Below are 19520 nucleotides of genomic sequence, written 5' to 3'. Positions count from 1 at the left end.
AGGGTGATAGCATGGATAAGGTAATAAACATAGAAGACATGATATTATTCAAAAAAGCTTGTGAGATTCTCAAAGAAAATAAGATTTCTTTCAACGAGGAAAAACTTAAAAATAATCCTGAGCTTTGTAAAGAAATAATGAAATTGCTGAGTAGGTATGACTAGCTTAAACGTATAGGTTGTTTTAGCAACTTTTTTATAAATTAATTAAAATCATGTATATACCTTCGATAACTGCTTAAACTTAATATGTATTAAGTTTAAGAAAGGAATGATCATATGCCTATAGATAAAAACTTTGCGCACACAATAGCTAAAATTATAAAAGATGAGGACGATCAGATAATATTATATGAATTAGACAATGGAGAAAGAATTTCAACAGGCGAAGCTGTTATGTTTGCAAAACAAGGAGTACTTAAAGATGTTGAAATAGCTAAAGCAAAAAATGGAACAGAATATCTTAAATGCGTATCAGAAGATGGTAGCGAACCAAACAATGTATCTGAGACACATATGAAAAGAGATGCACAAGATTCAGGGCAGTTCTTCCAATAATAAGTCTGAATATGATTATTTAATATTATGATACTAAAAAACAGCGTGGACTAAGACATCCAGGCTGTTTTTCTTTTAAATTCTATATCAATGCTGGCTTAAACTTAAGCTACATTGTTTTATCAAATTTGTAACGATAATAAATGCCATAGCCGACGATAAATAAATATGCAAAAACTAAAAGAAGGAGAGCTATCATATCAATTCCCATCAAACCAAAGGCAAGGATTAAGGCACCAAATATAAATACCATCATATCATAGGCTTTAGCCTTTGCAAGATTTGCAATAGAAATATTACGTTCATCTGATTTTTCAATTTTAATTTGCTTATCAATTTCAGGATAGTTTTTTAATGCTTTACGGCTGATAATCTCTCCCATGCCATGACCAAAAATTCCACATCCTAAGCCTATAGATATATAGGGTAATGCTCTTAAAATACCTTGCGGTTCAAGAATTGTTTTAATAAGATATAATCCTATGATTAATAGCAGCAATCCAAATGTCACGAAAAGGTAATTTGCAACACCTTTTTTCATTTTATTTAATCCTCCTCATAAATAAAAATTTCTTCGATACTCATATTGAAATATTTTGCAATTTTAAATGCTAATACAATTGATGGGTTGTATCTTCCGTTTTCTAGGGAACCAATTGTTTGTCTTGACACTTCAAGAGCAGTTGCTAGATCTTCTTGCTTTATCCCATGTTTCTTTCGTATCTCTTCTAAACGATTTTTCACAGTACCACTCCTTATAATGTAAAGCTTACTTTCCATAATTTAATATTAGCATTTCTTACTATCTATGTCAAGTTTGCTTTCCATAAAATAAGATGGAACTCAATATTTAATTTCTATTGAAGGATTGACAAGAACAATTATTATTAATACAATTATAGATAAAAAGAGTCTGCAATATCTTTTGTGTGTTTTATACAAGAAGACATTTCATTTTTAGATGTGATAAGGGCAATAGAAGAGCAGTGTATTATTTAATTTTGAAGTTTTCTATTTGTTTGTTAGGGTTTAAAAATTTTTCATATCTCAATTGTAGATATAAAATATCTGTAATAACGGTGATATAAGAAAAGTTAAACATGAAATTTAGTAGATAATAATTTGTAATAGATGTACTTCTTATTACAAACAATGTTTAAGTATTGTTCATTAGAAAATATTTTGAAGGAGAGCTGTATATGGGAGAATTTTGGGAAGATAGTTTCGTAGATAAACAAATGATGTGGGGAGCTGAACCTGCAGATTCTACAATTCAGGCAAAGGACTTTTTTATTGAGAATAAAGTAAAAGACATACTAATTCCTGGTATTGGGTATGGAAGAAATGCAAAGATCTTTATAGACAACGGAATTGATGTAACAGGTATTGAGATATCACAAACTGCTATTGATTTAGCAAGACAAAATGGAATTGAGATCCCTATATATCATGGCTCTGTCACAGATATGCCCTTTGACAACAAACTTTACTATGGAATATTCTGCTATGCACTTATACATTTATTAGATAAGGAGCAAAGGGAAAAACTAATTCAAGATTGTTATAATCAGCTAAAGCCTAACGGATATATGATTTTTACTGCTGTGTCAAAAAAGGCTCCGATGTTTGGAAAAGGTAAAAAACTTAGTGAAGACTGGTTCGAGACAATGGAAGGCGTAAGAATATTTTTCTATGATTTTGACTCTGCAAAAGAGGAGTTTGGAAAATATAATCTGCTAGAAGTATCAGAAATAGATGAACCAAATAAGGATAGGCCAGGTAATCATTCAATAAACTTCATGGTTATGAAATGTAAAAAGTAGGATAAGAGCAGTTTATCTGTTTAAATGAATGTTTATATTTAGGAGTATTGTTAAAATTAATTGGTTATACAGGAGACGCTATATGAGCGAGCTATTAGAATTAAATGATTTTTTCAGATGGATAACCAATTAATTTTAACACAATGGCTAGTAAATTTATTTAGAGAAATTATACAGAAGCAAGTTTTTTGGCCTCACTTTTGCTTTCTTTTTTAGATAGGACAGAAACCCACTTTATTCTGGTTATTAAAATAGTTGTGATTATTGCTGCCATGTAATTTGAGAATAAATTGCCCCAGAATACTGAATAAAAGCTGAGCACATGTTCTGTTGCTAGGATAAATACATATCTTAAAAGCCATATTCTAAGGAAGCCCATAATAAGAGGTATTCCTGTACGTCCGAGACCTATGAAGGCACCTTGCTCTACCATACATATCCCAAAGCCTATTACAGAATAGGTATATATATGAAGAGATTTGTTAGCAACTTCAAGTACATCATGTTTGTTGGTAAATAAAACCGTTAGGTAAGGAGACAGCGGAACTACTGTAATAATTAACAGTGCTGCGGTAATAGCGCTCACTATGCAGCCTTCTATACAGGATTTGCGAGCTTTATCACCTTGTCCTGCTCCCACATTCATGCTTACCATAGTAGTTACAGCAGAACCAAAGGCTGACGGTAATATGAAGCAAACTGAGGTTATATTTCCTGCGATTCCTTGACCAGTCAAAACAATAGGACCGTACTTTTCAATTTCATTATTTATAAGGAAGAAACCTAAGCTAAGCATTAAGCTTGATATCATAGAAGGTATTCCTATCTTTACAAGCTTGAACAAAATCTTAAAATCAAATTTAAAACCCTTCAGTATAAGCTTGTCATCTCCTTCTTTAACGAACAGTTCATAAAACATCCAAATGCAGATAATTAGGTTTGCAGCAAAGGAGGACATAACTGAACCTACAAGCCCTAGAGGGAAAACAACGATAAACAATATATTAAATAGAAATTTTAAAACCAACATTAGCATCATTCTTATGAAGGTAGCTTCAGGTTTTCCATTGGCATTTTTTATAGAGTTATATATAGCTTCAAGAAATAAAAAAGGAAGAACTAATGAATTTAGTGCAAGATACAAAAAAACATCATGAGATATTTGTGGATCAACTCGGCTTGATATAGGAAATGCGATCACGTAAAGTATAGGAGCTGTTATTATTCCTATAAGAAATGAGAATACCACAACTTGGGTTGAAACCTGCTTTGCCTTTTTATAGTGACCTCTGCCGTTCATCTGACCAATAATTGCGATTGCAGCCACGCTAAGACCTTGAGAAAGAGCTATGGCCATATTTATAATTGGACCTGAGTAGGTTATTGCACTTGCACCAATGGTTCCAACAATATTATTTATAAAAATTCCATCCATTACAGGTATTATGGATTGAACTAGTCCCATCATAAGCGTTGGGATTGATAGTAAGAAAAGAGTCGAAAGTATAGGACCATTTAATATCAATTCACGTCTTTCTTCAGTATTTTGGCGTAAAAAACCTAAATTCATATTCATATTTACACTCACCAGCCTTCAATAAAATCTCTAAATATACTATTAATATTTGATGTATAAAATAAAGCTTGTCGCTTTGAATATCATGTAAGATATATTATCGATAAAAAAAATTTATAGTGAAATAACCACCAATAAGTATAAACCTAATGATTATTAGCTTCAAATATTGAAAATATAAGTAATCTAGACTTATTTAGATGAAATATCAATATATGGTCTCTGAAGGCTTTAGACCGCAGGAGATAAGGATTAAGCGATGAGAATAAGAGGCTAGAAAGGTATTTTTAATAATAATTAAATGAAATGCATTACAAATTTTCTATTTAAAAATATTATGTGTTTTTAACTTAAACTAAATATTATATTAACATTTTTAAAAAATATTATGGTGTAAGGTGTAGATATATAAAATATTTTGTCTTATAAGAATGCATGAAGTGATGATAGTTATGAGATTTAAAAGTACCACATTATTATTGATTTTGCCTGTGGTATTAGTTGCAACAGCAATTCTATCTATAACCAGTTATTATAGTGCAAAGGTATTAATAGAAAATCAAATTGATAACAGCATGAAATAAAATAAGCATATAATTGCATATTAAAAAAAAGAGTGCTATGCTTTTTATATAAGGTACTGTAGTACCTTAACTGAAAATTAATGTAATATATTTAAGTAATTATCAGCTCATTAACTGGATCAGTGGACTATCTGTGTCAACTATTGTATTTATTGGGGTCTATGTCAATATATTGTGGTGGAATTATGCTGATTCAAAATAGCAGGCATATCATAAATGATTATGTTAGCAGAAGCCGAGGCACCGCATTAAAAATGTAATTTTCGATTAGGCTTGGTTGCTAATTCAGCTAATGGCTACAGTTAAGTTATAACTTTGACTGTGGAAGAGAAAGCTTATTGAAGTAGCTCGGAGGTGCAAAAGTGCAAAAAAAGATATTAGTTGTAGATGACGATAAAGATATAGTAAAACTAATAACAAAGAGTTTTAGTTATGAGGGATTTGAAACCATTTCAGCATATTCTGGGAAAGAAGCCTTATGTGCATTGAAAGAAAATCACATTGATTTCATCATTCTTGATATAATGATGCCTGGTATGGATGGTCTTGATGTTTGCCGAAGCATCAGAAAATCTTATAATGCTCCAATTCTGTTTTTAAGCGCCCGGGGCACGGATATTGATAAAATCGTTGGGCTCGAAATAGGGGCAGATGATTACATGACAAAGCCCTTTAGTATTCAGGAACTTACTTCCAGGATAAAAGCCAACTTCAGAAAAGTTGACAGGCTTTTTAAAGAGTGGAATGAACTTAGTCCAAATAGAGAAACTGTTAATTCTCCTCTCATCTTGAATGATAAGACCTTTGAAGCATTTCTAAATAATAGAAAGCTTAATTTATCAACAAAGGAATTTCAAATATTGTCCATGCTCATGAATAACTCCAATAATGCATTTACTCGTGAGCAGATATATGAATATGTATGGGGAGACGAATATGGAGAATTAAATACCGTAACGGTTCATATAAAAAATATCCGTAAGAAACTTGGTCCTGAATATGACTTTATTAAAACAATTTGGGGCATTGGATATAAGTACAAGGAAGGAGAATGATAGCATGAAACTGAAAATAAAGCTTCCTCTACTGTTTCTGGTGATGTTTATATTTTTTATGATTTCAATTGGAATCTATTTAAAGTTTATCTTTGCAGAATATCCACATATATCTAGTTCATTATTTAATCCCTCATATATAGGAGTACTCTTTCCTATATTTGCTATTGCATGTTTTATCTTTATTATTTTGATTATGTATATTTATTTTTTTATAGAAAAACCCATTGGACTGCTTAATAGCAGATTGGAAAGAATAAATATTGTGAATCCATTGCCTCAACTTGCTCCAAGGAGTAATGATGAAATTGGAGATCTTTATAATCACTTTAATAAGATGGAAAAGAGGCTCCAACTAGCACATAAAGAGCAAACGGATATGATTGCTGCCATTGCTCACGATCTAAAAGCACCATTAACATCTATTAGTGGTTTTGCTGAACTGTTAGCCATGCACAAGGGTCTATCAGAAAATGAAAAGCAGGAATATTACGAGTTGATTCAAAAAAAGTCAAAATATATGGCTGAACTCATCAATGATTTTATATGCTTCACTAAAGAAAAACTGAATTTAGAATCCATGACCATGAAACCCGTTGATGCATCAAAATTATTTGAAACCATTGCCCTAGAATATGAATATGAGCTATCAGGACTTGACTGTGGGCTTGTGTGCAAACATTTATTCACGGCAAATACGATGCTTACGGTCAATGAAATTATGATAGGTCGGGTCTTTGGTAATCTCTTTAGTAATGTTGTAAGATATGGAGGAAAAAATGAGTTAAAAGTATATATGACTGGATACTCACAAGGGGTTTATGCTTATTTTGAAATTGAGGATAATGGGATTGGAGTGCCGGATGAGGATATATCTTCACTATTCCTTAAATTTTTCACTGCGGATAAATCCCGGCAAATTGAAAACGGTGGGATAGGACTTGGACTTGCAAGCTGTAAATCAATTATTGAACATCATGGTGGAGAAATCTATGCATATTCTTCTGAGTATGGCGGTTTGGGGATAAGATTCAGCCTTCCACTTGAAAAAAACTAATATTATTTTTCTATAATGAATTAAAGACCACTGCTGGTTGAGAGTATAGAACACAGGCAGTGGCCTTTTTGCTTCTTAGTTCTTTATAATTTTTTATATTCTATTTACAAAGCTTTATTTTCCTTTTAGGGCGGATTTATTTTTATATCTTAAAATTTACTTGTAGCTTAAAAACAGTAAGTAAATTGATAGGAGGAAATGATATGGTAGAGAAGCAAGTTCGCGGCACTGACATAGATAGGTGCTACTATTTCGAAACATGCATACTTGTACTTAATCAGAGAAGGACTGGAATAATCAATAGAACTAGAGAAGGAGGATACTGCAATGTCAATTGAGTTCAGCCGTTGGCCAAACAACTATATGATGTCGTATCAAGTAACTAAAGCTTTAGGCATGGCAAGTCTTGGTGCTACTGACGTCACCGAAATTTATGAAGCATGCAAAAAAATAGATCCAAACGATAAGGAAACATGGCATAGGGAATGGCTCATAACAGCAGAGGCTTTGGAAAAACATGGCAAGTGGGCAGAGGAGGTTGGAAACTGGTATACAGCACGTAACTGCTACATTCGTGCTTTGAATTACTACCGAATAGCTGAATATGCTGTAATGGAGAATGACACCGAGAAAATCCGCATATTTAGGAAAGTAAATGAACTCTTCGAAGCTGCCGGAAAGTACTTCGATGTCAAACCAGAGAAAATCCAAGTAGATTATGATGCTGTCAAGTTGGATGGGTACTTTTTCTCACCTTCTTGGATAAAAGGTCCGAAACCCACAATTTTGGCTCTCAATGGTGGTGATGAGTGGTCAGTTGAGAACTATTTCTGGTTAGGGCCAGCTTTTATTTCCTGTGGATATAACTTTATGGTCTATGATCAGCCTGGAACTGGTCTTTCAATGTACGAAAAGGGAAAGGGTAGGCGAGCTGACAGCGAGGCTTTTCATTCAAGAGCAATTGACTTTCTTCTAACTAGACCGGAAGTGGATCCTAGCAAGATTATTGTTCATGGTGAGAGTTTTGCTGCATATGACTCCCTTAGATTTGCTTCTTTCGACGACAGGATTGCTGCCGTAATCTCTGACGGAGGCACCCACGCATTCGACTGGGAAGCAATGCTAAAATGGATGCCACCAAGTTTGGCTGCTCACGGCATGAAAATTCTGGGTGCAAAAAGCTTGGATGACTTTGCGGAAAATCCTCGTTTTGCATACAATCTAGAGGGTGTGCTTCACCAGATAAAATGCCCACTTCTTGTGATGCACGGTGCGGAAGAGATATTAGTTCAGCCTAATCCGCTAACGCAAGCTCTTAAAAATTACGAGCAGGCTGGTTCGGAAAACAAGACGTTCTTCGCCATAGAGGATAGAAGACTTGGTGGATTAGAACACTGCCAGGTAGACAACATCAATGTTTTGCATGAGGTAGTACTTAATTGGCTTTGTTCCATTGGTCTTGGCCCTTCTGCACCTAGAACAAGTGATCGATAGGGTATTTTAAGTTAATTAGAAGTTGGAGATTATGAAACTTACATTTGGAATTATAGTTGTTAGAAAGCATGTAGCGAGATATTTTAATTAAAGAAAATTTTATTAATCACTTTAAAGAATTAACTGATGCAGTAATAAGAGAGCCATTTGCGATTATGTTAAATTATAATAATGATGAATTTAATGCTAAGTAACAGAAATAAAACCAATAGTAAGATTAGAGTCTATTACGGTGCCAGCCTCGTGACAAGTAATAAAAATGCACCGTTATACTAGTTACGTAGAACCATACCATAAATGACGTGGACTTTTTTGGAATGAGAAAAATTGTAAATATATATTATGATATTGACTACTCTTACCTCAGTGACATGGGTAAGAGTAGTCTTATTTTTCAAGGAGGTAATAATGATGATAGAAGTAAGCTACTTAAAGTGTCAGTGCTTATTATCTTTAGCAGTATAATAAAATATTCGTCTCGATTTACTTTACCAATGTTGATAAGGCAATCGTAAATTGCTATCATGAATTAAAGATTAAGCTATCGACATAATAAGAAGTAAATTATTTGATATCTATAAAAGGAGCCACATCAATGAATGAATTAGAAAATCTAGAGCAGCTGGAAAAGGAATTTAGAGAATGTAGACCTGTGCTAACAGCTATTGGAGATGAGACTAGACAATTAATTATTTTAAGTTTGTCTAAAGGAAGTTATCCGGGAATGAGAGTTGGAGAAATAAGTAAAAGAACAAACCTATCACGACCTGCAGTTTCTCATCATTTGAAGATATTAAAAGAAGCAAAAATTGTGAATGTGGTAAAACAAGGGACGATGAATTTTTATCATATAAATAATCCAAATAAAAGCGGACTAGTTTTGATGAAAGCATTATTTTCTCATCTTGAAGAATTTATGGTTGATTGCTGGAAGATGAGTTCAGATGAAACAAAAATATAAATTTGTCCTGAAAGGAGTAAATAAATGAATTTAATTAATAAAGAAATTGAAGCATTTAATGGCGTGAAAATTCCTCAAGTAGGCTTTGGAGTGTATAAAATAACTAAGAGAGAAGATTTCGAAATAGCAGTAGGAGAGGCTATTAAAATCGGTTATCGTCATTTCGATACGGCTAAAATATATGGGAATGAAAAAGCTTTAGGGTTAGAAATTCAGAAAAGTAAAATACCAAGAGAGGAGTTTTTTATCACCTCTAAAGTGTGGAATACGGAGCTTGGTTATGAAGCTACTAAGAAAGCCTTTGAAAGAACCTGTAAAAATTTAAGTATAGACTATATCGATATGTATTTAATTCATTTTGCAGCACCTGGTTATATTGAAGCCTGGAGAGCTATGGAGGAACTATACCTAGAGGGGAAAATCAAAGTCATAGGAGTTGCGAATTTTGAAGTTCAGCACCTTGAGAGATTAATGAAACAGTCGAAAATAACGCCAATGATTAACCAAATTGAAACTCATCCAGAGTTTCCACAAGATGAATTACATAATTATTTGGCGAAGCATAAAATTTTACATGAAGCTTGGGCTCCATTAGGACAAGGTAATAAAGAGTTATTTAATAATACAGTACTAAAAGAGATTGCAACTAATCATAAGAAAACAGTGGCTCAAGTGATCTTACGTTGGCATATACAAAGGGGAATTATTATAATTCCAAAATCATCAAACCCAAAAAGAATTAAAGAAAATATCCAGTTGTTTGACTTTGAACTGTCTATTGAAGAAATGGAAAAGATAAGTAAGCTTAATACAGGAAAAAGGTATTCCCATAGTCCTACAGGGTATATGGTTAATCCCCTTTATAATAAACTTATGAAAATACTTATTAAGTAAATTAGGGTTTTGAAAACGACATAAAACTTAGTTTGTTTACAATTATTGATTCACTTTATACTAAATGCGTTACATAAGTATGATATAATATTAGTTAACTATTTTAATTCATAAAACTATATAAATAAGAACATGTTATGACTTGAGGAGGATCTACTTATTTATGATTATTTTAATAAATGTTGCTATTGTATTATTACTTGTACTTATGAATGCTTTTTTCGTTGCGACAGAATTTGCGATGGTAAAGGTCAGAAAGTCTAGAATAGAAACCTTGGTGCTTGAAGGAGATAGAAATGCAAAACACACTTTAAGGGTTGTTAAGGATCTAAATTCATACTTATCAGCTTGCCAGCTAGGTATAACCTTAGCTTCTTTAGGTTTAGGATGGGTAGGAGAGCCTACTGTTGCAGATATGTTAATGCCGTTATTTAATCTATTTCATCTGCCAGAATCTGCTATACATTCAATTTCCTTTGTGTTAGGCTTTGCAATTATAACAGGCTTCCATATAGTACTTGGAGAGTTAGCTCCTAAATCATTGGCAATCATAAGTGCGGAGAAGGTAGCTATGTATACAGCTTTACCTCTTATAATGTTTTATAGAATTTCTTATCCTATAATGTGGCTTTTTAACCATAGTACAAACTTGGTATTAAAGATATTTGGGATTTCACAAGTTGACGAACATGAAGCTGCTCATACTGATGAAGAAATAAAAATATTGGTTGCGGAAAGCTATAATCATGGATTAATAGATAAAACTGAATTAACCTTTGTAGATAATATCTTTGATTTTTCAGAAACAACTGTAAAGGATATAATGATACCTCGTACTGATATGGCATGCATTTTTATTGAGGACTCTTTTGAGGATATAATAGCATATGCACTGCAAGAACAGTTAACTAGATATCCGGTATGTAGGAAAAGTAAAGATAATGTTATTGGATTTATTCACATTAAGGATTTATATAGGCTGAAAATTGAAGGAAGTAAGCAAAATATAGAAGATATCATTAGGGATATTAAGTTTGTTCCTGAGGCTATGTCAATCAGCGAATTATTGAAGGTATTCAAGAAAGAAAAAGCTCAGATGGCTATAATTATCGATGAATATGGTGGAACTTCTGGCTTAGTAACAAATGAGGATATTTTAGAAGAAATTGTTGGAGAAATTCAAGATGAGTTCGATGAGGAAGGGGAGGAAATTACTAAAACAGAAGATGATAATTACATTGTAGATGGTAAAATCATTCTTGATGATATAAATGAATTATTAAATACCTCTATTGATCCAGAAAACATTGATACCATTGGAGGATGGATTTATTCTCAGTTAACATCATATCCCCAAGTTAACGATAAAGTTGTTTATGAGAATTACGAGTTTATTGTATTAAAGTGTGACAGAAAGAGAATTAGCAAAGTACTTATTAAAAGTGTATCTAAAAATTAAGGTTATATATTTACCAAATACATGATTACGTATAGTTTAAATGACATTTTAAACAATAAAAACGGATTTTTAAAGTTAAATATATATACTACAAAATAAAATAAATTTATTAAAATATGCAAAAGAGCTAGTAAAACAATTATGTTTTACTAGCTCTTTATCATAGATGTATAACTCTATAATTAACTTATATTTGTAAAAGCTCTGGTTAGAAAACAGTAGAACTTTAGAAAATTTAGTTTTAGAGTTGGCCATCTTTATAAAAATATAATAGCAATTTAATTTCAAAAATATATTAGTTACAAATTCTTTTGAAGGTTTAAATTTGCCAAAGACCTCATATAACTATACCCATTCAAGTTTATGTCAATAATATATATATCTTATGGAACAATATGATCTACATCAGAGATTTTAACATAACACCAGCCTGATGTCCCAGGGATGTCTTTTACTGCATAAAACTTACTGCTTCCACAATCGTAAATATTTAAAGTAGAATGTGAAATTGTTGCAACTACTTTAGAAGAAGTACTTTTACTTGCATATATTTTTGCACTTACAAAATATGCTGCATCTAACTGTGTATAAGTAGCACTAGCTGTTGAAAAATTACTCGATATTTTATTTGTAGTATTTAAAGTTGCTGCAAATGCGCTTGTTGCTGGTAATGAAGTTGCTGCAATGATTCCTGAAATGGCTAAGCTTAATAATTTTTTATTCATGAAAAAATTCCTCCAAAAATTCTATATTTATATTACATTGATTTGTGTTTTTCAAGTAATATATCGAGTTAGGTATGTTTCTCGAGTAACATGAAAATTCATTTCTTAATATGGCTTTCTTTTGTTTATTAACCATATGGGACAAGTTAGATAATACATTAAGTGGGAAAAATTATCAAATGCTATAATTTGGCATGACAAGTTATTTCACATAATGTGCTGCAATTATGTTAAAAAATCACTTGATAGCTTTGAAATAATACACAAAAAGGCAAAATTAAGTTAATATAATATTTTTATATCTTGTGTAAAAGTGGAAATTGTTTATATTTTATATATGTAACGATTTTTTGTTGATAATGAATACTGATGCTGATGGAATAATTCTTTGATAGTTCGTTTACAGATTGGTAAAGGAGAAGTGTTAGTAGTTGAAAAAAAGAAATGCATGAATATCTTCAGAATAAGATTTAGAGAGTTTAGATATAAACGAGGATTTCAAGATGAAAATATATATACCGTATTTATAATATTGTTGTATAATTTAGTAACTTATTAAAAAAGTACATAAATTTTCAAGAAAGTTACGAAAAACATGAGAATAAATTTTAGAAATTACGTTATATAGAGTGTAAAAGCTTTTACAAGAAGTACCCTTATGCTAAGGAGATATACTATGAAATCAGACGAGAAAAATTATATTAAAAGATTAAAGGCTGGTCATGAAGATGCCTTGGACTATATCATTGACAATTACCTTCCAATTGTGAAAGGAACGGTATACAAGGTTCTTGGAGTATTTAAAGATGACGGTTTATTAGAAGAATGCATTAATGATGTATTCTTATCAGTATGGAATAATGCTGGTAAGTTTCAAGGAGACACAACAAATTTCAAACAGTGGATCTTTGCAGTATCTAAATTTAAAGCAATTGATTTTTATAGAAAGAAGATTAAGACTGCTGAAATGATTTTGGATGCAATTGAAATTGCTAGTGAAAAATCCATTGAAGATGAACTGATAACTAAGGAAAATGAAAAAGAAATATTAAAACTAATAAATGAACTTGAACCAATGGACAGAGAAATATTTATTCTAAAATTCTTTTTAGGATATAAAGCAGAAGAAATAGCAATAAAACTGAATGTTACAAAGTCATCTATTGATAATAGAATTTACAGAGGAAAGAAGAAATTGAAAGAGAAAGTATTAAATCTTAAACTGGAGGTGGTTTAACATGAAGGATATATATGAAATGTTAAATGACATCAATATAGATGATGAGGAGCTGTATGAGGCTTCTGTAAACTATGATGAGAAAAATAGAATAAAGCAAAATTTAAGAAAATCGATAACAAAAAAGAGATTATCGTATAAAAAGAAAATAGCAATAGCTGCTTCTCTTTCATTTATTGTAGTATCTTCTATAATAACTATTAAACCAGCTTTAGCGAGTAGTATTCCAATAATAGGAGATTTGATAAAAAGCGATTTATTAAATTTGAATAGTGAGTACGCTAATTATGTAGATGTAATAGGGAAGACCAAAACAAGCGGTGGGATTGAGGTTACCTTTGACAGTGCAATCGCTGATGACAACAAACTTTTCTTAAGTTTTACAGTGAAAAATAACAACGAGGAAATAAAAAATAATTACACTGATGCTCTACTGATTCCAACCTCACTTAAGGTAAATGGAAAAAGCGTAAGTACTGCAGCAGGGGCAACCACAAAATTTATAGACAAAAATACCATTAAAGTTTTAAAAAAGATTGACTGGTCAAATGATGTTAAAGAAAACAAGATGAACATAGACATAGATATATCAAAGATGTATGGAAAAAAAGGAAACTGGGGAGTTAAGTTCTTCCTTGATAAAAGCAAACAAGTAGAGAAAACTGTAGTGAAAAATATTAATAAACAAATTGAAGTTAATGGCAAAAAAGGTGAAATACTTTCAGCTACGTATTCTCCACTTACTTTAACTGTAAAAGGAAGTGGTCAGATTTATGAAAGTGAAGATGACAAATTAAGTGATTTTATTGTTTTAGATGATAAGGGACATGGTCTATGCTGGGATGGGGCAGTAGGAGGAAGTGATGGAATGATAGAGAAAGTGCCTACATGGAGAGATAACTTTATTAGTAGTCCTGATACTCAAAGTATAACTATAATTCCAGTTTATAGAACCAGGTCGCAAACTGAGGCTGATAAGCTACCACCAGTTAAAATGGATCTTCAAAATAAAAAGCCAATAATACTACCAGTGGATAGTGATAGAAGTGTTCTGATCAAAGATTACTTTTTAGAAGATGGTTACTTAGTTGTAAAGTATGCTAATGAGTACTTTGGCAAGGAAAGTTATAGACAGCTATGTGACTCGGAAATATATTTAACAGCAGATGGTACTCAGCTTGAATTCCCTAATGATGACAAAGCAAAATCACTTCAGGAAAAGTACGATAATGAAAATCAAGGATTGAGGATATATAAAATTGGAGATGCAAAAAATATTATGGTTGGTACTTACGATGGATCAAGGATTAAGATTTTAAAAGATTATAGTACTACTATTCAAGTTAAATAATAATATTTACATTATTAATATAATGAGCCTAGGAATATAAAGAACAGCTTGGAAATTTCCTCCAAGCTGTTTTTACATTCTTAGGCTATCTTGTTATTTTCAGCAGTGTCAATAACGATACCAAGTTTAGTAGAAATTATGGTATTGAGTTTGTTAATAGATGCTGTAAGGCCAATGATCTGTTTTTCAAGTCTTATTAGCAGATAGGCACTGGTTGCCACCGGAAAGCCTATGTTAGCAATAAGATTGACAAAATCATTTATCTCCATTAATATCACCTCCTAAATAACATATATGCTTTAGTGAGTAAGATTCTATAAGTATATTTGAAAATAGCAAAGTTTTTAGACTTTGGACCGTTAACTTTCAATAGCATTTCAAAAGTAGCCTTTATTAAAACATAAAAAGATAGATGGAGGTGATAAGTTATGGCAACATCAATATTAAGCGGGAATTCTATGATAATGAAGTATAAGACTGGTACTAATGAGAAGGGAAATAATATTAATCTATTGCTTAGAGGAATAAAGGATACTTTAACATCAGCGGAAATATCAAAGGCAATGGACACCATAATAGCTAAAAACACCTTCTTTAGTTCTGGTGGTAAGCTTGTGCAGAAAGTGACAGCGCAGATTATAACAAAGAATATTGATGAATATAAGGTAGGGTAAAAGTAAAAAAAATCTCTTTGTATTTCAAAACTTTTAAGGGAAGTGATAAAATCACTTCCCTTAATTAGAATTCTAGGGAATTTATAAGCTAATTTAGCTATGAATTTTTGTAGATACTATTCTTTTTCAAGTACAAAGGTTTCAAAGGCTTTAATAGCCCTGTCTCTCATCGTGAAGTCGTAAATACCGGTATTTAATAATCGAATTGTGAAAAACATATTTTCCATTATTGATATTTTGTAGTCATTTATAAATATTTCGTATGAGTATCCATTAATCTTTTCACAAAGACAGTTGTAATAATAGTCAATTAAAGGCTTAGCATATTTTTTGTCAGGCTCAATATGAAGGGCTAATAACATTGCAAGATCTTCTGTGCACAAACCAACTCTCACTGCTTCAAAGTCAATAAATTTAACTGTATTATCGTTTGATTTTGAAAGAAATGTATTTCCGGGGTGTAGATCACCATGAATAATTGTTATATTTTTTTTGGAATGAAATCTTGTGTCTATATAATTTATATATTGTTGCTTTAACAATTGGATAGCATCTTGAAAAAGATTGAGTTTTTTTGCATCTATGTTATTTTTGTGTATATCCCATACCTTTGGAATTTTACCAGACTCTTCATCTTTTCTGTATTTCAAAAAATCCTTTTCCATTCCATCTATATGAGCCAGTAGGTTTTCTTTGGTTTCATGACGCCAGTTAAGTCCTAATTGCTCGAATGTATCGCTGTTTTCCCAAAAAGTTGAATGTAGGTTTGCAGTTTCTCTTAATAATGAATAATAATTTTCTCTAAATTTATTGCCGTACTCATTATCTTCATCAAAATTAAATCCTTGTATATAATCATTCAAATCTTCCATAAGAATAATTTTTTTCTGAAAGTCAATGTAGTACAGTAGAGGTATTGTAGATATATGATGATAGAAAAGGCTGTAGCCATAGAGTTCTTTGTCGTCGCCTGAGTATATTTTTTCAATTAACTTGAACTCTTTTTGTGGAGACACTACGGTAATATATAAACTCGTATATCTAGAGTGCTTTTCAGCTTTTCCTCTAGTTACTATACAGTTTCCTACATTAGGGTTTGTTTTCTTTATAGAGTATATAATTGTATTATCATCCAAGCCTAGTATTTGTTCAGAACCTGTATTACTCCCTAATTGCTGAATTACGTATTTTGCAACATGTTCTGCCTGCATTTGAAGAATATTTGGTTTTTCTTCTTCAATTTTTTCATTAAAAGAATAAGCTGGCATAATTAACTCATCAATAGTACAGCTTAAAATCTGACAAAGGACTGGTAATAAAGATGTTTCTGGAAGTGAATGACCGTTTTCCCATTTACTAATAGCTTGAGGGGATATACAGAGCATTTCAGCTAATTTTTCCTGGGATAAACCATTTTTTTTTCGCAACGAAGCAATTTTTACCCCAACTTTTTTTATATCAAGCATAAAAAGTTCTCCTTCTAATTTTATTATCAGCGCTGATGATTTAATTATAGCTTTAAAAAAGCAAAAAACTATATAAAAAATAGGAAGTTGACTCAACTATTAGTTAACATCTTATTATCAAACGCAAACCTTATAAACAATTTTTAATTTTACGTCTATGTATAATAAAATCATGATTTAACTTCATTATGAATATAATTTTTTAGAATATCCAAAACAAGCTTTCCTTTGATATACTAAATCCAAGTTTGGTTTGTAAGGCTAAGGATTTTTCATTGTTTACTTCAATCTGTGCAAATGGGATTAAACCTTTTTCAAGCATTTGATTTATCATGTAACGTTCAAGCATTGCTCCATATCCCAAACGTCTATATTGAGGAAATACCTCTAAGATGCCTAGACTTCCTTCTAAATGATTTCCAATAAAGCCCATTAGTTCTCCATTCTTATATCCACCAAACAAATTTCCGTCCTTTAAAATTGCTTTGATTTCGCTAATCGACAATTTATCATAATGCGTTAATATAACATCTATTTGGTCTTCATCTAACTGCCTTATTTCTAAATCTTTACTTAGATTAAGTTTAACTTTATCCATGTATACTGCTTGATAACATTCAAGTTTTTCATTTAGTCCAAACTTGTTTAATATATAATCAACCATAAATTTTTGATGTGAGACAATTAGATTGCAGTTAGATATACTATTTAATAGTTCTTGTCCTTTTTTAAAATTGTCTACAGATAGCATATATGCATTACTTTTTAGTTCCTTTATCAGTACACCATCTGTATCAGCATATAGTATATCTACAGTATCTTTACGTATTGGCTCAATCATTCCCATATGTAATAATGGATTTTTTATTAAATATTTAATTGCTTTATCTTTCATATTTTTGCACCTTTAACTTTCTATTTTTGTAATAAATCTATGAGTCAAAGCTGTGAACTAAACTGCACTTAAGCGGTATTGAAAGGTATTTTAAATTAGGAGTTATAAGCTTCAGTTATTTAAAATGCAGCTTATAACTCTTTAGGTGCAGATTTTAACAACGCTGCTGTCAAAAAATCAATGTATAACAAAAGTTCTTCTGACAAAAATACATCTTTTCGTTTTACAAAACCAACTTGAATCTGATCGCTTCCTTCTAAAGGGATAGAAATAATATTGGAATTCGTGTAATTTTCCACAATACAGCCGGTTCCGAGATTGTAGCCATCGGTATTTGATAGGAGATTATCCATTGTACCCCTATCCTTAACATATACAAGCTTTGTGGTATTGTCTATATTTATGGATTCTTCTGCAAAATGGAGTAAGACATCATCCTGTTGATAAGTCAGATAGGGATAATGCTGTAGCTGTTCTAAGGTAATGGATTTGAAATTAGTTAGAGGATGTTCTTTTCTAAGAAAGACATGTTGTTTTAGTGAGGCGAGGGGTGTAAATTCTAATGAGTTTGATATAAAGTAACGCTCAAAAAGTCCCTTATTTAAATCCGTCAAAGATAAGATTCCAAGAATACTTCTGCTAGCACACACGTCGTCAATAACCTCAGTTGCCTTTCCCTCACGAATCGTCAATTCATATTTTTGCTCTGCAAAATAATGCATTAGATTTGCCACAGCTTCTATGGCAAAACTATAATGTTGTGATGAGATGGAAAACTTTATTAAGTCTGCTGCCTTATGCTTGTTAAAATGATAAGCGACAGATTCTGTTTGTTCCAGAATCATTTTAGCATAGAATAACAATTCAGTGCCTTCTTTTGTGAAGACAACTCCTTTATTTGTTCTATCAAGAATGGTAATACCTAAATCACTTTCTATTTCCTGTACTGCCTTACTGATACTAGGCTGAGTCACGTAAAGTGCAGAAGCTGCTTTGCTGATAGAATTATGCTTGGAAATCTCTACTATGTACTTAAACTGTTGCAGTGTCATTTCATCACTACCCCTTACCTCATTCTGCTTAACGGTTTGATATAACTTCATTCTATAGCAGGTAATTAATAAAGTCAATTTTACGGGTTGCAGGAGAAGGTGCTAAAATATAGGAAACAAGTTTGTTACAGAAGGAGTAGAAAATGATAAGAGAAGCAAATGAGAAGGATTTAAAGGATATTTTAGAAATTTATAACGATGCTATACTTAACACAACAGCGATTTATGCTTATAAGATTCAGACTCTTGAGGAGAAAAAACAATGGTACGAAAAGAAGAAGCAGGATGGATATCCTTTGTTAGTATTTGAAGAAAGTGATAAGGTGGTTGGGTTCGCTACATTTGGGCATTTTAGACAATGGCCAGCATATAAATATACAATAGAGCATTCCATATATGTTCATAAGGAATATAGAAATCATGGGATTGCAGCAAAGTTAATGAAGGATCTAATAAAAATTGCAAATGAAAGAGAGTATGCAACACTTGTTGCTGGTATTGATGCAGCAAATGAAGGCAGCATAAAAATGCATGAGAAAATGGGATTTGAATATTCAGGTACAGTAAAGAAGGCAGGCTTTAAATTTGGTAAATGGCTAGACTTAGCTTTTTATCAATTAGATTTAAAAGGACCTGAAGTGCCTCTAGAAGAATAAATCA

At 31.6% G+C, this 19520-nt stretch carries 22 protein-coding genes; 14 read left to right on the top strand and 8 right to left on the bottom strand.

Annotated features, from left to right (window positions below; all coding sequences use genetic code 11):
• The first annotated feature begins 11 nt into the window (after positions 1-11).
• Both J3477_RS03940 and J3477_RS03935 read left to right on the top strand, forming a co-directional pair.
• Positions 12-164, top strand: coding sequence for a hypothetical protein (locus J3477_RS03940; RefSeq protein ID WP_206868256.1), 153 nt, complete (start codon positions 12-14; stop codon positions 162-164).
• A gap of 114 nt (positions 165-278) precedes the next feature.
• Positions 279-557: a DUF3892 domain-containing protein gene (locus tag J3477_RS03935; protein WP_206868255.1), complete on the top strand. Its 279-nt coding sequence runs from the start codon at positions 279-281 to the stop codon at positions 555-557.
• Between the two features lie 109 nt (positions 558-666).
• Here J3477_RS03935 and J3477_RS03930 read toward each other — a convergent pair whose 3' ends face one another.
• The gene (locus tag J3477_RS03930; RefSeq protein ID WP_206868254.1) at positions 667-1098 is read right to left on the bottom strand and encodes a DUF6442 family protein; all 432 of its coding nucleotides are present in this window, start codon (positions 1096-1098) and stop codon (positions 667-669) included.
• A gap of 5 nt (positions 1099-1103) precedes the next feature.
• Positions 1104-1301 carry a helix-turn-helix transcriptional regulator gene (locus J3477_RS03925; RefSeq protein WP_206868253.1) on the bottom strand — a complete coding sequence of 66 codons (198 nt, stop codon included), beginning with the start codon at positions 1299-1301 and terminating at the stop codon, positions 1104-1106.
• A 455-nt stretch (positions 1302-1756) separates the two neighbouring features.
• Between J3477_RS03925 and J3477_RS03920 the strand changes: the two genes are divergently transcribed.
• On the top strand, positions 1757-2380 hold the full coding sequence (locus tag J3477_RS03920; RefSeq protein ID WP_206868252.1) for a class I SAM-dependent methyltransferase: 624 nt from the start codon (positions 1757-1759) through the stop codon (positions 2378-2380).
• Between the two features lie 169 nt (positions 2381-2549).
• Here J3477_RS03920 and J3477_RS03915 read toward each other — a convergent pair whose 3' ends face one another.
• Positions 2550-3956: an MATE family efflux transporter gene (locus tag J3477_RS03915; RefSeq protein ID WP_228731203.1), complete on the bottom strand. Its 1407-nt coding sequence runs from the start codon at positions 3954-3956 to the stop codon at positions 2550-2552.
• Positions 3957-4408: 452 nt separating this feature from the next.
• On the opposite strand from J3477_RS03915, the gene J3477_RS26235 reads away from it, so the two are divergent.
• The 7 genes from J3477_RS26235 to J3477_RS03885 all read left to right on the top strand — a co-directional run bounded on the left by J3477_RS26235 (position 4409) and on the right by J3477_RS03885 (position 11460).
• Entirely contained in the window at positions 4409-4540 is a 132-nt protein-coding gene (locus J3477_RS26235) for a hypothetical protein (RefSeq protein ID WP_284691974.1), read from the top strand.
• Positions 4541-4902: 362 nt separating this feature from the next.
• Entirely contained in the window at positions 4903-5595 is a 693-nt protein-coding gene (locus J3477_RS03910; RefSeq protein WP_206868251.1) for a response regulator transcription factor, read from the top strand.
• 4 nt (positions 5596-5599) lie between these two features.
• Entirely contained in the window at positions 5600-6652 is a 1053-nt protein-coding gene (locus J3477_RS03905) for a HAMP domain-containing sensor histidine kinase (protein WP_206868250.1), read from the top strand.
• A gap of 327 nt (positions 6653-6979) precedes the next feature.
• Positions 6980-8146 (top strand): alpha/beta hydrolase, encoded by a 1167-nt coding sequence (locus tag J3477_RS03900; protein WP_206868249.1) that lies wholly within the window; start codon positions 6980-6982, stop codon positions 8144-8146.
• 595 nt (positions 8147-8741) lie between these two features.
• Entirely contained in the window at positions 8742-9107 is a 366-nt protein-coding gene (locus J3477_RS03895) for an ArsR/SmtB family transcription factor (RefSeq protein ID WP_206868248.1), read from the top strand.
• A gap of 24 nt (positions 9108-9131) precedes the next feature.
• A complete protein-coding gene (locus J3477_RS03890; protein WP_206868247.1) occupies positions 9132-10001 on the top strand; it encodes an aldo/keto reductase in 870 nt (289 codons plus the stop codon).
• A gap of 163 nt (positions 10002-10164) precedes the next feature.
• Complete coding sequence (locus tag J3477_RS03885) at positions 10165-11460, top strand: hemolysin family protein (protein ID WP_206868246.1); 1296 nt, start codon at positions 10165-10167, stop codon at positions 11458-11460.
• Between the two features lie 383 nt (positions 11461-11843).
• Here the strand turns inward: J3477_RS03885 and J3477_RS03880 are convergent, their stop codons facing one another.
• Positions 11844-12185 carry an SH3 domain-containing protein gene (locus tag J3477_RS03880; RefSeq protein ID WP_206868245.1) on the bottom strand — a complete coding sequence of 114 codons (342 nt, stop codon included), beginning with the start codon at positions 12183-12185 and terminating at the stop codon, positions 11844-11846.
• Positions 12186-12861: 676 nt separating this feature from the next.
• On the opposite strand from J3477_RS03880, the gene J3477_RS03875 reads away from it, so the two are divergent.
• Positions 12862-13422, top strand: coding sequence for a sigma-70 family RNA polymerase sigma factor (locus J3477_RS03875; RefSeq protein WP_206868244.1), 561 nt, complete (start codon positions 12862-12864; stop codon positions 13420-13422).
• Between the two features lies 1 nt (position 13423).
• Complete coding sequence (locus J3477_RS03870; protein ID WP_206868243.1) at positions 13424-14773, top strand: DUF4179 domain-containing protein; 1350 nt, start codon at positions 13424-13426, stop codon at positions 14771-14773.
• A gap of 80 nt (positions 14774-14853) precedes the next feature.
• Here J3477_RS03870 and J3477_RS03865 read toward each other — a convergent pair whose 3' ends face one another.
• Complete coding sequence (locus J3477_RS03865) at positions 14854-15042, bottom strand: YvrJ family protein (protein ID WP_183277956.1); 189 nt, start codon at positions 15040-15042, stop codon at positions 14854-14856.
• A gap of 159 nt (positions 15043-15201) precedes the next feature.
• On the opposite strand from J3477_RS03865, the gene J3477_RS03860 reads away from it, so the two are divergent.
• Positions 15202-15447, top strand: a complete 246-nt coding sequence (locus J3477_RS03860; protein WP_228731202.1) for a DUF2922 domain-containing protein — start codon at positions 15202-15204, stop codon at positions 15445-15447.
• A gap of 116 nt (positions 15448-15563) precedes the next feature.
• On the opposite strand, the gene J3477_RS03855 is transcribed toward J3477_RS03860, so the two are convergent.
• The 3 genes from J3477_RS03855 to J3477_RS03845 all read right to left on the bottom strand — a co-directional run bounded on the left by J3477_RS03855 (position 15564) and on the right by J3477_RS03845 (position 18860).
• Complete coding sequence (locus J3477_RS03855; RefSeq protein ID WP_206868242.1) at positions 15564-16913, bottom strand: helix-turn-helix domain-containing protein; 1350 nt, start codon at positions 16911-16913, stop codon at positions 15564-15566.
• A gap of 202 nt (positions 16914-17115) precedes the next feature.
• Entirely contained in the window at positions 17116-17808 is a 693-nt protein-coding gene (locus J3477_RS03850) for a GNAT family N-acetyltransferase (RefSeq protein WP_206868241.1), read from the bottom strand.
• 131 nt (positions 17809-17939) lie between these two features.
• On the bottom strand, positions 17940-18860 hold the full coding sequence (locus tag J3477_RS03845; RefSeq protein WP_206868240.1) for a LysR family transcriptional regulator: 921 nt from the start codon (positions 18858-18860) through the stop codon (positions 17940-17942).
• Positions 18861-19003: 143 nt separating this feature from the next.
• On the opposite strand from J3477_RS03845, the gene J3477_RS03840 reads away from it, so the two are divergent.
• Positions 19004-19516 (top strand): GNAT family N-acetyltransferase, encoded by a 513-nt coding sequence (locus J3477_RS03840; RefSeq protein WP_206868239.1) that lies wholly within the window; start codon positions 19004-19006, stop codon positions 19514-19516.
• Positions 19517-19520: the final 4 nt, after the last annotated feature.

Origin of the sequence: Clostridium zeae (assembly GCF_017312485.1) — a bacterium.
GTDB classification, from domain to species: Bacteria; Bacillota; Clostridia; order Clostridiales; family Clostridiaceae; genus Clostridium_AR; species Clostridium_AR zeae.
The sequence above is the reverse complement of the archived record's forward strand: the minus strand, read 5'-3'. Positions and strand labels throughout refer to the sequence as shown.

Excerpts from the sequence above, each read along its gene's own strand:
- J3477_RS03865 (WP_183277956.1), bottom strand. The coding sequence starts at position 15,042 with ATGGAGATAAATGATTTTGTCAATCTTATTGCTAACATAGGCTTTCCG.
- J3477_RS03875 (WP_206868244.1), top strand. The coding sequence starts at position 12,862 with ATGAAATCAGACGAGAAAAATTATATTAAAAGATTAAAGGCTGGTCAT.
- J3477_RS03905 (WP_206868250.1), top strand. The coding sequence starts at position 5,600 with ATGAAACTGAAAATAAAGCTTCCTCTACTGTTTCTGGTGATGTTTATA.
- J3477_RS03880 (WP_206868245.1), bottom strand. The coding sequence starts at position 12,185 with ATGAATAAAAAATTATTAAGCTTAGCCATTTCAGGAATCATTGCAGCA.
- J3477_RS03935 (WP_206868255.1), top strand. The coding sequence starts at position 279 with ATGCCTATAGATAAAAACTTTGCGCACACAATAGCTAAAATTATAAAA.
- J3477_RS03860 (WP_228731202.1), top strand. The coding sequence starts at position 15,202 with ATGGCAACATCAATATTAAGCGGGAATTCTATGATAATGAAGTATAAG.
- J3477_RS03920 (WP_206868252.1), top strand. The coding sequence starts at position 1,757 with ATGGGAGAATTTTGGGAAGATAGTTTCGTAGATAAACAAATGATGTGG.
- J3477_RS03855 (WP_206868242.1), bottom strand. The coding sequence starts at position 16,913 with ATGCTTGATATAAAAAAAGTTGGGGTAAAAATTGCTTCGTTGCGAAAA.
- J3477_RS03915 (WP_228731203.1), bottom strand. The coding sequence starts at position 3,956 with ATGAATATGAATTTAGGTTTTTTACGCCAAAATACTGAAGAAAGACGT.
- J3477_RS03840 (WP_206868239.1), top strand. The coding sequence starts at position 19,004 with ATGATAAGAGAAGCAAATGAGAAGGATTTAAAGGATATTTTAGAAATT.
- J3477_RS03900 (WP_206868249.1), top strand. The coding sequence starts at position 6,980 with ATGTCAATTGAGTTCAGCCGTTGGCCAAACAACTATATGATGTCGTAT.
- J3477_RS03885 (WP_206868246.1), top strand. The coding sequence starts at position 10,165 with ATGATTATTTTAATAAATGTTGCTATTGTATTATTACTTGTACTTATG.
- J3477_RS03930 (WP_206868254.1), bottom strand. The coding sequence starts at position 1,098 with ATGAAAAAAGGTGTTGCAAATTACCTTTTCGTGACATTTGGATTGCTG.
- J3477_RS03940 (WP_206868256.1), top strand. The coding sequence starts at position 12 with ATGGATAAGGTAATAAACATAGAAGACATGATATTATTCAAAAAAGCT.
- J3477_RS03850 (WP_206868241.1), bottom strand. The coding sequence starts at position 17,808 with ATGAAAGATAAAGCAATTAAATATTTAATAAAAAATCCATTATTACAT.
- J3477_RS26235 (WP_284691974.1), top strand. The coding sequence starts at position 4,409 with ATGAGATTTAAAAGTACCACATTATTATTGATTTTGCCTGTGGTATTA.
- J3477_RS03845 (WP_206868240.1), bottom strand. The coding sequence starts at position 18,860 with ATGACACTGCAACAGTTTAAGTACATAGTAGAGATTTCCAAGCATAAT.
- J3477_RS03895 (WP_206868248.1), top strand. The coding sequence starts at position 8,742 with ATGAATGAATTAGAAAATCTAGAGCAGCTGGAAAAGGAATTTAGAGAA.
- J3477_RS03870 (WP_206868243.1), top strand. The coding sequence starts at position 13,424 with ATGAAGGATATATATGAAATGTTAAATGACATCAATATAGATGATGAG.
- J3477_RS03890 (WP_206868247.1), top strand. The coding sequence starts at position 9,132 with ATGAATTTAATTAATAAAGAAATTGAAGCATTTAATGGCGTGAAAATT.